The organism is Acidovorax sp. Leaf191 (assembly GCF_001424425.1).
Lineage (GTDB): Bacteria > Pseudomonadota > Gammaproteobacteria > Burkholderiales > Burkholderiaceae_C > Acidovorax.
In genome coordinates this window covers 141400-154558 of record NZ_LMPT01000020.1, presented here as the reverse complement: position 1 = coordinate 154558, position 13159 = coordinate 141400, and the positions used below count along the sequence as shown (strand labels likewise).

At 69.8% G+C, this 13159-nt stretch carries 11 protein-coding genes and 1 riboswitch; of the genes, 5 read left to right on the top strand and 6 right to left on the bottom strand.

The genetic code is table 11. The features are described 5' to 3' along the window. The first annotated feature begins 2 nt into the window (after window positions 1-2). The 3 genes from ASG27_RS20850 (at window position 3) to ASG27_RS20840 (ending at window position 2939) form a co-directional block, all read left to right on the top strand. Window positions 3-497: a copper chaperone PCu(A)C gene (locus ASG27_RS20850; RefSeq protein WP_056420278.1), complete on the top strand. Its 495-nt coding sequence runs from the start codon at window positions 3-5 to the stop codon at window positions 495-497. A 169-nt stretch (window positions 498-666) separates the two neighbouring features. Beyond that, on the top strand, window positions 667-1557 hold the full coding sequence (locus ASG27_RS20845; RefSeq protein WP_056420275.1) for a PhaM family polyhydroxyalkanoate granule multifunctional regulatory protein: 891 nt from the start codon (window positions 667-669) through the stop codon (window positions 1555-1557). 65 nt (window positions 1558-1622) lie between these two features. Continuing rightward, entirely contained in the window at window positions 1623-2939 is a 1317-nt protein-coding gene (locus tag ASG27_RS20840; RefSeq protein ID WP_056420622.1) for an FIST signal transduction protein, read from the top strand. A 91-nt stretch (window positions 2940-3030) separates the two neighbouring features. On the opposite strand, the gene ASG27_RS20835 is transcribed toward ASG27_RS20840, so the two are convergent. Both ASG27_RS20835 and ASG27_RS20830 read right to left on the bottom strand, forming a co-directional pair. Continuing rightward, window positions 3031-4353 (bottom strand): hemolysin family protein, encoded by a 1323-nt coding sequence (locus ASG27_RS20835; protein WP_056420272.1) that lies wholly within the window; start codon window positions 4351-4353, stop codon window positions 3031-3033. 171 nt (window positions 4354-4524) lie between these two features. Next, complete coding sequence (locus ASG27_RS20830; RefSeq protein ID WP_082486049.1) at window positions 4525-5703, bottom strand: rhodanese-like domain-containing protein; 1179 nt, start codon at window positions 5701-5703, stop codon at window positions 4525-4527. Window positions 5704-5942: 239 nt separating this feature from the next. On the opposite strand from ASG27_RS20830, the gene sorT reads away from it, so the two are divergent. Next, window positions 5943-7148: a SorT family sulfite dehydrogenase catalytic subunit gene (gene sorT / locus ASG27_RS20825; RefSeq protein WP_056420269.1), complete on the top strand. Its 1206-nt coding sequence runs from the start codon at window positions 5943-5945 to the stop codon at window positions 7146-7148. Then, complete coding sequence (gene sorU / locus ASG27_RS20820; protein ID WP_326938742.1) at window positions 7145-7480, top strand: SorU family sulfite dehydrogenase c-type cytochrome subunit; 336 nt, start codon at window positions 7145-7147, stop codon at window positions 7478-7480. The genes sorT and sorU overlap by 4 nt, the downstream gene beginning before the upstream one ends. Window positions 7481-7582: 102 nt before the next feature. Here sorU and ASG27_RS20815 read toward each other — a convergent pair whose 3' ends face one another. The 4 genes from ASG27_RS20815 to ASG27_RS20800 form a co-directional block, all read right to left on the bottom strand. Beyond that, window positions 7583-8899 carry a D-amino acid dehydrogenase gene (locus ASG27_RS20815; protein WP_056420264.1) on the bottom strand — a complete coding sequence of 439 codons (1317 nt, stop codon included), beginning with the start codon at window positions 8897-8899 and terminating at the stop codon, window positions 7583-7585. A gap of 93 nt (window positions 8900-8992) precedes the next feature. Continuing rightward, window positions 8993-9113: riboswitch (glycine riboswitch) on the bottom strand. A 189-nt stretch (window positions 9114-9302) separates the two neighbouring features. Continuing rightward, window positions 9303-10514, bottom strand: coding sequence for a CMD domain-containing protein (locus ASG27_RS26220; RefSeq protein ID WP_082486048.1), 1212 nt, complete (start codon window positions 10512-10514; stop codon window positions 9303-9305). A gap of 48 nt (window positions 10515-10562) precedes the next feature. Next, complete coding sequence (locus ASG27_RS20805) at window positions 10563-12098, bottom strand: flavin-containing monooxygenase (RefSeq protein WP_056420260.1); 1536 nt, start codon at window positions 12096-12098, stop codon at window positions 10563-10565. Between the two features lie 51 nt (window positions 12099-12149). Beyond that, window positions 12150-13157 (bottom strand): Bug family tripartite tricarboxylate transporter substrate binding protein, encoded by a 1008-nt coding sequence (locus tag ASG27_RS20800; RefSeq protein WP_056420614.1) that lies wholly within the window; start codon window positions 13155-13157, stop codon window positions 12150-12152. Window positions 13158-13159 lie beyond the last annotated feature (2 nt).

Genomic DNA, 13159 nt, shown 5'->3' with positions numbered 1-13159 from the left:
CCATGACATCCACACGCTTTCACACCGCCGCCCGGGCCTGCATCCTGGCTGCCACGCTCGCTGGCGCCCATGCCTGGGCGCAGACCGCTGCCGCCGTCAAGGTCGAGGGTGCCTGGGCCCGCGCCAGCGTGCAGGGCCAAAAGGGCACCGGCGCCTTCATGCAGCTGACCGCCAAGGACGGCGCCCGCCTGGTGCGCGCCGAGTCGCCCGCCGCGGGCGTGACCGAAGTGCACGAAATGAAGATGGAGGGCGACGTGATGAAGATGCGCGCCGTCCCGTCGCTCGACCTGCCCGCAGGCAAGACGGTGGAGCTCAAGCCCGGCGGCTACCACGTCATGCTGCTCGACCTGAAGGCCCCGCTGGCCAAGGACAGCACCGTGCCCATCACCCTGGTGTTCCAGGACGCCAAGGGCGCCGAAAGCCAGCTGAACCTGAGCGTGCCCGTGGGCACGTCGGCACCGGGCGCCGCGCCTGCGGCGCACGGGCACAAGCACTGACCGGCGCAACGCACCGCGGCCGCCCATCGTGCGGCGGCTTCAGGCCGCGCACGCGGCGCGATAGCCCGGCGCGCCCCCCGGAAAAGACCGTACGCCCGCAGGGCAGGCATTGGAGTAAGCTGTGCCTCCACCACAGAATCACCCAGTCCCCACCTCTTGCGGAGCGGCCATGAGCGACACATCCAACTTCGGTTTCGGCAAATTCGTCCCCGGTTTCGACTTTCTGCAAAGCCTGGCCAAGGGCGCGTCGAGCAGCATTCCCCAACTGCCCAACCTCTCCAACTGGGTGGCCCCCACCATCAGCGTGGAAGAGCTGGAAAAGCGCATCGATGAACTCAAGGCGGTGCAGTTCTGGCTGGAGCAGAACTCGCGCGCGCTGGCCGCCACCATCCAGGCGCTGGAAGTGCAGAAGATGACCCTGGCCACGCTCAAGGGCATGAACTTCAGCATGGGCGACGTGGCCAATGCCTTCAAGCTCAAGACCGCCGACACCGTGATGAGCGGCGTGCAGAAGGCCGCCGGCACCGTGAGCGGCGCAGCCGACGCCGTGGCAGGTGCCGCAGCCCGCGTGGCCAGCCGTGCTGCCGAAGCGCAGGCCGATGAGGCCGATGACGCCGAAGAAGCCCAAGAGGAAGACGACGCCCCCGCCGCGGCCTCCAAGTCCAAGGCTGGCAAGGCTGACAAATCCAAGCCCGCAAGCGCCGAGCCCAATGTGGTCGACCCCATGCAATGGTGGGGCGCGCTTACCAGCCAGTTCCAGCAGATCGCCACCAACGCGATGAAGGATGCGGCCAAGCAGACCGCCATCGACACCACCAAGAACATGGCCACCGGCCTGGCCAAGGAGGCGTTCAAGACGGCCTCCGGCATGGCCAGCCAATTCGCGGCCAAGGGCATGCAGACGGTGCAGGGGGCGGGTAAGCGCGCGTCTGCCCCGCGTGCCGCCAAGAAGAAGGCCGCTGCCCCCGCCAAATCCGCGCCGCGCAAGGCCGCTGCCAAGCCCGCCGCCAAGAAATCCACCGCCCGCGCCAGCGCCTCGCCGCGCAAGCGCGCGGGCTGACGGGGCCGGGCGCGGCGGGTGCAACGAACCCGCTCGCCGGCTGGCCTGCCCCCAGAGAGACCATGATGAAACTATTTCCCTCCGGCCATGCCACACACCCGCAGTGGCGCATGGCCGCCGCGCTGGTGCTGGCCCAGCTGCGCGCCCAGATGGCGCTGCCCGGCTACGCGCCGGCACCCACGCTGGGCCTGCTGTACATCACCGACCACTACGCCGACGAGGCGCAGGCGCTGCTCGACTACCTGAGCGGCGAGCTGCCCGAGGTCACCGACTGGAGCGGCACGGTGGGCGTGGGCGTGTCGGCCAACAACGCCGAATACTTCGACGAGCCTGCGCTGTCGGTCATGCTGCTGGACGTGCCGGCAGACCAGTACCGCGTGTTCTCGGGCGTGGCGCCCCTGCCCACGCACCCGCCGCATGCGGCCGGCGGATTCACCGCGCACACGGCCCTGGTCCACGCCGACGGCCACACGCCCGAGCTGGCCGAGCTGATCCACGAGGTGGCCGAGCGCACCGACACGGGCTACCTCTTTGGCGGGCTGACTGCCAGCCGCAGCGCCAGCGTGCAGTTCGCGGTCGGCGGCAACGGCAACCTGGCGGGGCAGGGCGCGGCCACGGGCGTGTTCGACGGCGGCTTGTCGGGCGTGGCCTTCGGGCCCGGCGTGGCGCTGGTCTCGCGCGTCACCCAGGGCTGCCAGCCGGTGGGTGCGCTGCGCGCGGTCACTGCTGCGCAGGAGAACGTGGTGCTCGAGCTCGACGGCGAGCCCGCGCTCGACGTGCTGCTGGACACGCTGGAAGTCTCGCTGGAGGGCGACCCGCAGCCCGCGCTGCGCAAGGTGCGCGCCACGCTGGCCGGCCTGGTCAACGCGGGCGAGCAGCCGCAGGGCCAGCGCCGCACGGGCCACTTCGGCACCGACACGCGCGTGCGCCACATCGTGGGGCTCGACGGCTCGCGCCGGGGCGTGGCCCTGGCCGACCGCGTGGAGACGGGCATGCACCTGGCGTTCTGCCAGCGCAATGTGGCCGCCGCCCGCGCCGACCTCATGCGCATCTGCGCCGAGATCCGCGAAGAGCTGGAGCCCGAGGAACTGGAGCCGCTGCACGTGGTGTCGGACGCCGACAGCGACACGCAGCCCGCGTCGCTGGCGCCCAGCGCGGCCACGGGCCCGGCGCCCAAGCCCGGCCAGCGCATCTGCGGCGCCGTCTACGTGAGCTGCTCGGGCCGCGGAGGTCCGCATTTCGGCGGGCCCAGCGCCGAGCTGCAGATCGTGCGCCACGCGCTGGGCGACGTGCCGCTGGTGGGCTTTTTTGCCGGCGGCGAGATCGCGCACCACCACCTGTATGGCTACACCGGTGTGCTGACGGTGTTCGTGGGGGACTAGGGCGGCAGGCGCGCCGGGCGCAAGCTCCGCAGGCCCCAAAGAAAAAGGCGACCCTCGGGTCGCCTTCGCCATGGCTACGCGCTGCGGCGCATCAACCCGCGGGCAGGCCTTCGGGTTCGTCCCGCTCTTCGTCGGTGAGCTTGGTGGCCAGGATCTTGTCGATGGTCTTGCCGTCCATGTCCACCACCTCGAGCTTCCAGTTCTCCCACTGCACCGTGTCGGTCACCTTGGGCAGGCGGCCCGTGAGCAGCATGATCATGCCGCTCAGCGTGTGGTAGCGGCCGCGCTCTTCTTCGGGCACGGTGTCCAGGTTCAGGCGGTCCTTGAGCTCGGGCACGGGGATGTGGCCGTCCAGCAGCCAGCTGCCGTCGTCGCGCTGCAGCGCCCAGGACGTTTCCGGGTCGCGCGGCTGGAACTCGCCGGTGATGGCCTCGATCAGGTCCTGCAGCGTGACGATGCCCTGCACCTCGCCGTACTCGTCGATCACGAACGCCATGTGCACGTCCTGCAGCCGGAAGTTGTCCAGCAGCTCCATGCCGGTGATGGTCTCGGGCACGTACAGCGCCGTCTGCAGCGGCTGGTCGGCCAGGCTCTGCTGGCGGTCACGCAGCGCGCGCGACAGCCACTGGCGCGCGTTGATCACGCCCACGATGTTGTCCATGCCGCCACGCACCACCGGGAAGCGCGCGTGGTCCGATTCCTCGATGCGCGCCAGGTTCTCCTCGAACGTCGCTTCGATGTCCAGGCACACCACATCGCCGCGCGGCAGCATCAGCGAGCCGATCTGGCGGTCGTCCAGCCGGAACACGTTGCGCACCATGGTGTGCTCGTGCGACTCGATCACACCGGCCGTCGTGCCCTCCACCAGCATGGCGTGGATCTCTTCCTCGGTCACCGGGCTGCCGCTGGTTTCCTTCACGCCCAACAGGCGCAGCAGCGTGCGCGTGGAAGTGGACAGCAGCAGCACGAACGGCTTGGTCGCCAGCGCCAGGAAGTTGATGGGCCGCGCCACCAGGCGGGCAAAGGTCTCGGGGTAAGACTGGCCGATGCGCTTGGGCACCAGTTCACCCACCACGATCGAGAAGTACGTGATCAGCACCACCACCAGGCCGGTGGCGGCATAGTTGCCGTAGGGCTGGGGCATGCCCAGCGAATACAGCCACGACGCCAGCGGCGCGGCCAGCGCGGCCTCGCCCACGATACCGTTGAGCACGCCGATGGACGTGATGCCGATCTGGATGGTGGAGAGAAAACGCGTGGGGTCTTCACCCAGCTTCACGGCGGCGGCGGCGCCGCTATCGCCCTCGTCTATCAGCTTTTGCAGCCGGGCCTTGCGTGCGGTGACCAGGGCGATCTCCGACATGGCAAACAGGCCGTTGAGAAAGATGAGGGCGAACAGTATTGCTATTTCCATACAAAGGGCGCCTTGCGCGCCCTTGGGTGTTGAGAAGCTGACGATTGTAGGGACACAACCGGTGACACCCCGGAGATGGTGGGGCAGGGCCGTGGGGAATTGGCCCGGTGCTTGGTGTGCCGGCGCCGGTGCAGCGGCTCGCAGCCAAGGGTTCGAGGCGCTGCGCCGGGGCTAGCCGCCCTCGGTGGGCAGCCCGTTTTCATCCCACTCCGGCAGGCCGCCGCGCAGCCAGTACACCGAGGTGAAGCCCTTGCCCGCCGCCACCTTGGCGGCCTTGTACGACTTCCAGCACTCGGCGCCGTTGCAGGCAAAGATCACCGGTTTGCCCTTGTCCAGCTGCGGGACCTTGTCCAGTGCGGCAAAGTCGTCCTGCGCGGCGTTGAAGGCCACGTCCTTGAGGCTTTTTTCCACATAGGCTGCAAACACCGCGCCGCGGATGCGCTTGGCCTTGTATTCCTTTTCGGTGCGGGTGTCGACCAGCGTGGCACCGCGCGCCAGCAGGTCGCGCGCCTCCTTGGCGCTCACGCGGTTCACGCCCGGCAGGCTGCTGGGCGTGAACAGGCCCAGCTCGGCCAGGCGCTTGTATTCGGTGCCCTCGGGCCGCACCGCCACGGCCGGCAGGCCTGCGGTGGTGGACGAGGTGCCGAACCACTGCGCCAGCTTGTTGCGCGTCTCGGCGGGCAGGTCCTTCTTCACGACCACCGAGAAGCCGCCGGGCACCGGCTGCGAGGTGGCGAGCACGCGGGCCGTCTTGGGGTGGGCGGCCGACCATTCGGCCCATTCGTCCTCGCGCACCACGGTCGCGTCGGCGGAGCCCAGGGTCAGCGCGGTCAGGCCCGCCTGCGGGAATTTTTCGTACTGCACGCTGCGCAGGTCCTGGAACGACAAGCCCGCCTCGTTGAGCATGCCGCGCGCCATGTAGGTGTAGACCGAGTCCTGCTGCGGCAGGTACAGGCGGCGGCCCTTCATGGCCGCCACGGCGTCGACCTGCTGCACGCCCACCAGCAGGTACTTGTCGGATTTTTGCGTGGCACCCACCAGCTCGTAGCCGCGCTGCAGCGCCGACGCGGCCACCTGGGGCGGCCCGATGAAGATGTCGAAGCCCGCACTGCGCGTGGCGCGCATCACATCGGACAGGTCTTCGCTGGTGGTCACCGTGACGGCCTGGCCGGCGGCCTTGGCCAGCCCGGACTCGGCCGCGCTGCGCAGGATGGTGTTCGCCGCCTTCTTGGCGGTGGGCTCCACGGCCACCAGTGCCGTGAGCTGCGCCTGGGCGCCGAATGCAGCGGTGGCCAGCAGCCAGGCCGCACAGAGCTTGCTGGTCCCGATCGATCTTCGCCCGTGGTTCATGGCGCCCTCTCCTTTCCTTGGAAAGGCCAATATGCCTCAGGCCATCTTGGGATGCACGAATGTTTCCATATGCTTATTACTATTACATCTTTTGACAATGTATCGGATGGCTGGGGTGGGGTTTCGGCGCACAGAATGCGGCTTCCATCCGCAAAGGCCCGCAGCAGGAGGCGTGCGCTCCCCGCCATGTGTGTTGCTGTTTGTGTTGTTCGACTTACAACTTCCCGGAGACCGAACCCATGAAAGATTCCATGACCCTTCCGCGCCGGCACCTGCTGGCCGGGAGTGCCGCCGCCTTGAGTGCACTGGGCCTTGCCGGCTGGAGCGGGCGTGCCGCGGCCCAGGCTGCGGCCCCCAAGCCCTTGCCGGCTTACGCGGGGTGGAAGTCTTCCGACGCGTTGATCGTACACAGCAGCAGCACGCTGGAGACCAAGCGCTCCGCGTTCGGCACCAGCGTGATCACGCCGTCGAACCAGCTGTACGTGCGCAACAACCTGCCCGCGCCCGACGCGGCCATCCTGAACGACCGCGACGCCTGGACCGTGGCCTTTGAAGGGGTGAAGAACCCGCGCAGCCTCACGCTGGCCGAGCTCAAGACCCTGGGCGTGGAGACCGTGGCCACCGTGCTGCAGTGCTCGGGCAACGGGCGCGGCTTCTTCCCCAGTAAGCCCAGCGGCACGCCCTGGGCCGTGGGCGCTGCAGGCTGCGTGGTGTGGAGCGGCGTGCCGCTGCGCAACGTGGTGGCCGCCCTGGGCGGGCTGGCCGATGGCGCGGTGTACCTCACCGGCACGGGCGGCGAGAAGCTGCCCGAGGGCGTGGACCCGCTGTCGGTGGTGGTGGAGCGATCGGTGCCCGTCAAGGCGACCGAAGACGCGCTGCTGGCCTGGGAGATGAACGGAGAGCCCATCTCGCTGGCCCACGGCGGCCCGCTGCGGCTGGTGGTGCCGGGCTACCAGGGCGTGAACAACATCAAGTACGTGCAGCGCGTGGCGTTCACCAGCGCCCAGTCGCAGGCACGCATCATGTCGCACGGCTACCGCATGTCGCCCCCCGGCACCAAGGCCGCGCCCGACCAGCCCTCGGTGTGGGAGATGGGCGTGAAGTCCTGGATCAACGGCCCGCTGCCCGAGAAGGGCACGCTCAAGGCCGGGCTGGTGCAGGTGCACGGCGTGGCCTTCGGCGGCACGCAGGCCGTCAAGGGCGTGGAAGTGTCGGTGGACGGCGGCAAGACCTGGCAGGCCGCGCGCCTCATCGGCCCCGACCTGGGCAAGTTCGCCTGGCGCCAGTTCGTGCTGCCCGTGCAACTGGGCGCGGGCACCCATGTGCTGGCCAGCCGCGCCACCGACGCGGCGGGCACGGTGCAGGCCGAGCAGCGCGACGAGAACGTGGGCGGCTACAACAACGCCAGCTGGCGCGACCACGCCGTGACCATCACGGCAGCATGATGGGGCGCCTGTTTGCGACGCTGGCTGTAGCCTTGCCCTTAGGGCTGGGGGCGGGCGCCGGCTGGGCCGCCGATGCCGCCGAGCTGGCGCGCGGCAAGGAGCTCTTCACCAAGATCCAGCCCGCCTGCGCCGTGTGTCACACGCTGCAGGCCGCGGGTGCCGAAGGCCAGGTGGGCCCGGTGCTCGACGAGCTCAAGCCCGATGCGCCGCGGGTGCTGCGGGCCTTGAAGGCGGGCATCGGTGTCATGCCTTCGTATGCCGAGCGCATGAGCGAGAAGGACATGAAGGCGGTGGCGAGCTTCGTGGCGCACGCCACCGGGGCTGCCAAGTAGACGAGGCGCGTTGGCATTCGGTTGCCGCCCTCGGTGCTTCTTCGCCGCCGTGCAGGACTGCCGCGCGGCCTGAACGGGCCGCGCGCCGTGGTGATCCTGTGCTCAGGCCGTGGTGCGCGACGGCAGCAGCGCCGCAGGGCGCGGGCTGCGCTCCAGTCCCTGAAAGTCGAAGTCCACCTGCGGCACCCGCCCGCTCACGATGTCGGCCAGCGCCTGGCCCGAGCCGCAGGCGTGCGTCCAGCCCAGCGTGCCGTGGCCGGTGTTGAGGAACAGGTTGGCGAGCTTCGTCTTGCCGATCAGCGGCACGTTGCTCGGCGTGGCGGGGCGCAGGCCGGTCCAGAACTGCGCCTGGCTGGCGTCGCCCGCACCGGGAAAAAGCTGCTCCACGCGCCGCACGATGGCGTCGCAGCGAACTTGGTTCAGGTGGCGGTCGTAGCCGTTCAACTCCGCCGTGCCTGCGATGCGCAGCCGGTCGCCCTGCGCGCTGGTGTAGCGCGAGAACACGAGCTTGAACTCGTCGTCCGTCAGGCTCACCTGGTGGGCCCGGGCCGCGTCCTTCACCGGCATGGTCACCGAATAGCCCTTGGCCGGGTAGATCGGCAGGCGAATGCCCAGCGGCTGCGCGAGCAGCGGGCTGAACGAGCCCATGGCCAGCACGAAGGCATCGCCCTGCACGCGCTCGAAGCGGCCCTCGGGCGTGGTCACCTCCACATGGTCGATGCGCCCCCCGGCCTCGCGCAGCGCGGTGATGTGGTGGCCCAGCCGGAACTGCACGCCCGCCGCCTCGCAGAGGGCGGCCAGCGCGCGCGTGAACTGGTTCGCGTCGCCCGATTCATCCTCGGCGGTGAAGGTGGCGCCCGCCAGCTGTGGGCGGATATGGGCCAGGGCCGGCTCGATGCGCACCGCCTCGTCGGCGCTGATGACCTGGCGCTCGCAGCCCAGGGCGCGCATCTGCTCGGCGGGGGCCAGGGCGCCGTCGAACTCCTTGGCATTGGTATAGAAGTGCAGGATGCCCTGCGTGCGCTGGTCGTACTGGAGTCCGGTGGCCGCGCGCAGTTGCTGCAGCACGCTGCGGCTGTAGGTGCCCAGGCTCACGATCTGCTCGATGTTGTGGCGCGTGCGCGCCGGCGTGCAGTTGCGCAGAAAGGCCAGGCCCCAGAGCCACTGGCGCATGTCGGCGCGCAGGCGGAACAGCAGCGGCGCGTCTTCCTGGCCCAGCCACTGCAGCACCTTGAGCGGTGCGCTCGGGTTGGCCCAGGGCTCGGCGTGGCTCACCGAGATCTGCCCGCCGTTGGCAAAGCTGGTCTCGGCGCCGGGCGCGCCCTGGCGGTCGATGACGGTCACGTCGTGGCCGAGTTGCGAGAGGAAGTAAGCCGAAGTCACGCCGAGCAAGCCGGCGCCAAGAACGATCACGCGCATGGTTCAGAACCTTTTGAAGGTCTACCGCCTGCCAGGCGTGCGCTACCAGCTATGAATTCAATAGCAATGCAGCTGGCGCACGTCTGCCAGGCTGCCGCTCCCCCTGTCCTTGGTACCTGAGAGATTCACCGCCGCGCCCACATGGCGTGCGGTTTGCTCCTTCGGTGCGCCACCACGCCGATAAGGGGTGGGGCGGCTCTCCAGACGGCTTTGATGAATGTGCAGTACGGGACCTGAGCGTGTATGGGAGTTTGCGCCTTCGGTGCAGCAGCGGGTGGTGCCCGCCGTGCTCTCCTGCTGGGCGGATTCTAGGGGGCGTACTGCACCCGTGGCCGCGCCGCAAGCGCTAATGCACCGCAACGTTTGCTGATGCAACGGGCCGCTGAAGCCGGCCCGCAGCGGTTCAGACGCCCTGCGGGAAGACGGCCTCGCCCAGGTTGAGCATGAGGCGGTTGGCCCAGGCGAACAGGGCGCTCGCGTGCAGCGCATCCAGGATCTCCAGGTCCGACAAGCCCGCCGCACGCAGTGGCTGCAGGTGCTGTGCTCCAAAGCTGCCGGGGCTGCGGGTGAGCGCCAGCGCGGCCTGCACGATGGCGCGCTCGCGGGCGTTGGTGCCGGCCTGGTCGGGGTCGGCAAAGATCTGCGCCATCACGTCGTTGCGCCGCGCCAGCTGCTCGAAGCGCTGGGCGTGCACCGAGGCGCAGTACACGCAGCCATTGGCGCGAGACACCGCCGTGCTGGCCACCTCGCGCTCAGCGCGGGAGAGGCCGCCAGGCGCGTACATGATGGCGTTGAAGGCCTGCGAGCGCTCCGACAGCACACGGGCGTGGTGCACCAGCAGCAGGTAGAAGTCCGAGCTGCGCGCCTTGGGGTGGCTCAGGTCCAGCACGGCCTGCTGCTCGGGCGTGGCGGTGGCGGGGTCCACCACGGGCAGCCAGGCGGCCCAGCCCAGCGTCTCGCTGGTGTAGCCGTTCAGGCGCAGCGGCTCGCCGGGGGCGGGCAGGTTGGCGGGGTGTACGAAAGGGGCTGCGTCAGCGGCTGCAGATGGGGCCGGCGCTGCAGGCGCATCGCCTTCGCCACCGAGCGCGTCCAGGGCCGCCACGCCCGCCACCAAGCGCAGCTGGTACGTGACGAAGCCGATGAGCTGCGCCAGCAGCACCGTGTCCGGCACCGACAGGCCGGCGGCGGGCAGGGCCAGCAGGGCGGCGCGGTCGCTGCGGTCCGGGTGGGTGGCGAGCGTGCGGGTGAACTGCGCCACCGCCTGCAGGCGCGCATCGGTGGGGGTGCTGCCGGGGTGCTGCAGCAATTCCTGCAGTGGCTGCGAGAGCACGGTGTGGGCGGTGCTTTTCAGCACCTGGTCGCGGTAGTGCGCTGCCAGCAGGGGCATGCCGCTGGCCTCGGCGATATCGCTGGCTACCCACAGGCGCTCGGTATGGCTCAGCGTGCCGGACAGGTCGGCGCTGAACAGGGCGTCGTAGCAGCCCTGCGTGGCCACGGCCACCTTGTCGCGCGCATGGCGCGTGGCGAACGCGGGCCGCTCGGGGGAGAGGGCAAGCAGGGTGTCGATGGTGTCTTGGCTGGACGTGGTTGGATTGGTGTCAGAGGTGGTGGTCATGGGGTGTGCAATCCAGAAGAGGAGGCCGCGCGCAGGCGGCCGGGCGCGTCAGGCGCGGTCGGGTTGGGGCAGGGGCTGAGCGTTCAGCGCGACGTGGGGCTGGGCCTGCAGCTGCTCGACGCGCTGCGCCGTATCAGCCACCGTCCATTCGTCGCCCACCAGTTCGGGCTCGGCATAGGCCTGCAGGTTGGCAAAGTGCTGCTCGATGTCTTCGCGGTAGAACAGGCTGGCCAGCCCCTGCGCCAGCCGCCGCGCGCCGTCGCTGATGGCCGGTATGTCGCCCGACACGGTGCCGTGCGACAGCGCCGCGGGGTAGCAAAAGCAGTGGATGCGTTCCAGGCCCGGGCAGTTGCCAGGCTGCTTTTGCTGGAACTCGAACACCGGGCCCAGGTCGGGCGAGTCGGCCAGCTCCTGGTCTTCATCGCCCGGTGCGGGCTGGTAGCGGGCGCTCCAGGCGCGCACGTGCGGCGCGATGTGCGCGAACTCGGGCTTTTGCAGCCAGTCGATGGCAAAGCCGGTGGAGACGATGAGGAAGTCGAGCACGAAGGTGCCGCGGGGCGTGGCCACGCGCAGGGTGCTGCCCTGCTGCTCCACACGCTCTACCGGGCAGCCCAGGTGGAAGTGCGCATTGGGGTGGCGCGACACACGCAGCGTGCTGCCGTGCGGCGGCGGCACCTGCTGCACGTTGATGTAGTGGCGCAGGCGCCATTTCCAGGCATCGGGCAGGTCGTAGTGGCCGTGGGTGAGCCCCGGCACGCCCGAGCCCTTGGACTTGTTGATGCGGGGCAGATGGGTGCGGCGCACCAGCAGGTCGACGCTGGCGGCGCCGCTCTCGAGCGCCGTGGCCGCGCTGTCCATGGCGGATGAACCCGCGCCCACCACACCCACGCGCAGGCCGCGCAGCGTGGCGTAATCGAGCACGTCCGACGAATGCGCCCAGCGGCTGCGGTCCACGCCCTGCATGAAGGCCGGGATCTGCGGGCCGCCCAGGCCGTCGCGGCCGGTGGCCAGCACCACGCGGCGCGCCAGCCAGGTGGCGGCGCCCTCGGGGCTGTGCACATCCACCTCGACCAGCGCATCGGCCCGCGGGCGCAGGGCGGTGACGGCGTGCTCGTTGCGCACGTCGGCCCCGGTCACGCGGCGGTACCAGCGCAGGTAGTCCATCCACTGCAGGCGCGGGATCTTGTCGAGTGCAGCCCAGGCGGCACGCCCCCATTGCGCTTCGAACCAGGCACGAAAGGTCAGGCTGGGCAGGCCCAGCGCGGGGCCCGTCAGCTCCTTGGGCGAGCGCAGGGTTTCCATGCGCGCGGTGGTGGCCCAGGGGCCTTCATGGTCGCGCGGCGCGCGGTCGAGCAGCACGGCGCGGATGCCCAGCTGCGCCAGCGCGGCAGAGGCCGCCAGGCCCGCCTGGCCCGCGCCGATGATGAGCACATCGACCACGGCCTGGCGCGCGTGGCTGCGCGGCGGCACCCAGCTGCGCGCGGGCCAGCCCAGTGTGGAGAGGTCGTCCTTCAGGCGCTGCTCCAGCGCAGCCAGGCCGGTGCTGGCTGGGGAGGGGTGGTTGGTTTCTTCGTTCAGTGGCATGGAGTCAAAGGTTTGCCAGCGGCGGTGGTGCCGCGGTGCGAAGCCAGCAGTTCAGTCGATGCTGATTTTCGCGTCCTTCACCACCTGCGCCCATTTGTTGCGGTCGGCGTGCACCGTCTGGCGGAACTGCTCGGGTGTTTCGATGCGCACCGTGTTGCCGTTGGCCTCGAAGCGGGCGCGCACGTCGGGCAGCTCCAGCACTTCGCGCACGGCGGTGTTGAGCTTCTTCACGATGGCCGCGTCCGTGCCCTTGGGCGCGAAGATGCCGAACCAGATCGAGCTGTCGAAGCCCTTGGTGCCCGGCAGCCCGCTCGATGCGATGGTCGGCACCTCCTTCACGGCGTTCACCGGCTTGGCGGTGGTCACGCCCAGCAGGCGCACCTTGTCGGCCTTGTAGTGTGGCAGCACCGTCTGCACCTGGTTCATGATGCAGCAGGTCTCGCCCCGCACCACCGACGCGATGGCCTCGGGCCCACCCTTGTAGGGCACGTGCACCATGTTCAGGCCCAGGCGGGCGTTGAACTCGGCAAACGCCATGTGCGTGCCCGCGCCGTTGCCGGTGGACGCAAAGTTGTACTTGCCCGGGTTGGCCTTGACCAGGTCCACGAACTCCTTGAGCGTCTTCACGTCGATGACCGTGGGGTTGATGGTCAGCACGTTCGACACGTCGATCAACGGCGCCACGGGCACGAAGTCCTCTTCCACGTCGAACGGCAGCTTCTTGTACAGCGCGGCGTTGCTGCCGTGCGTGGCCGCGGTGCCAAAGGCGAAGGTGTAGCCGTCGGGCTTGGCGCGGGCCACGTATTCGCTGGCGATGTTGCCGGCCGCGCCGGACTTGTAGTCGATGATGACCGGCTGGCCCAGGCGCTGGGCCAGGGGCTCCTGCACGGAGCGGGCGATCACGTCCACGCCCGAGCCGGCCGGGAAGCCGAGGATCAGCGTGATGGGTTGCTGGGGCCAGGTGGCGGGGCCGGCGGCGTGCACTGCCGTGGCGGCGAGCCACGAAGCGCAGGCGAGCGCGACGGCTGGAATCCAGCGGAGAGAGGGCAGGGCGCGCATGG

What these genes read in the sequence shown, in the direction of transcription:
- sorT (WP_056420269.1), top strand. Translation starts at nt 5,943, where the DNA reads ATGAAAGATTCCATGACCCTTCCGCGCCGGCACCTGCTGGCCGGGAGT.
- sorU (WP_326938742.1), top strand. Translation starts at nt 7,145, where the DNA reads ATGATGGGGCGCCTGTTTGCGACGCTGGCTGTAGCCTTGCCCTTAGGG.
- ASG27_RS20845 (WP_056420275.1), top strand. Translation starts at nt 667, where the DNA reads ATGAGCGACACATCCAACTTCGGTTTCGGCAAATTCGTCCCCGGTTTC.
- ASG27_RS20835 (WP_056420272.1), bottom strand. Translation starts at nt 4,353, where the DNA reads ATGGAAATAGCAATACTGTTCGCCCTCATCTTTCTCAACGGCCTGTTT.
- ASG27_RS20815 (WP_056420264.1), bottom strand. Translation starts at nt 8,899, where the DNA reads ATGCGCGTGATCGTTCTTGGCGCCGGCTTGCTCGGCGTGACTTCGGCT.
- ASG27_RS26220 (WP_082486048.1), bottom strand. Translation starts at nt 10,514, where the DNA reads ATGACCACCACCTCTGACACCAATCCAACCACGTCCAGCCAAGACACC.
- ASG27_RS20850 (WP_056420278.1), top strand. Translation starts at nt 3, where the DNA reads ATGACATCCACACGCTTTCACACCGCCGCCCGGGCCTGCATCCTGGCT.
- ASG27_RS20800 (WP_056420614.1), bottom strand. Translation starts at nt 13,157, where the DNA reads ATGCGCGCCCTGCCCTCTCTCCGCTGGATTCCAGCCGTCGCGCTCGCC.
- ASG27_RS20840 (WP_056420622.1), top strand. Translation starts at nt 1,623, where the DNA reads ATGAAACTATTTCCCTCCGGCCATGCCACACACCCGCAGTGGCGCATG.
- ASG27_RS20805 (WP_056420260.1), bottom strand. Translation starts at nt 12,098, where the DNA reads ATGCCACTGAACGAAGAAACCAACCACCCCTCCCCAGCCAGCACCGGC.
- ASG27_RS20830 (WP_082486049.1), bottom strand. Translation starts at nt 5,703, where the DNA reads ATGAACCACGGGCGAAGATCGATCGGGACCAGCAAGCTCTGTGCGGCC.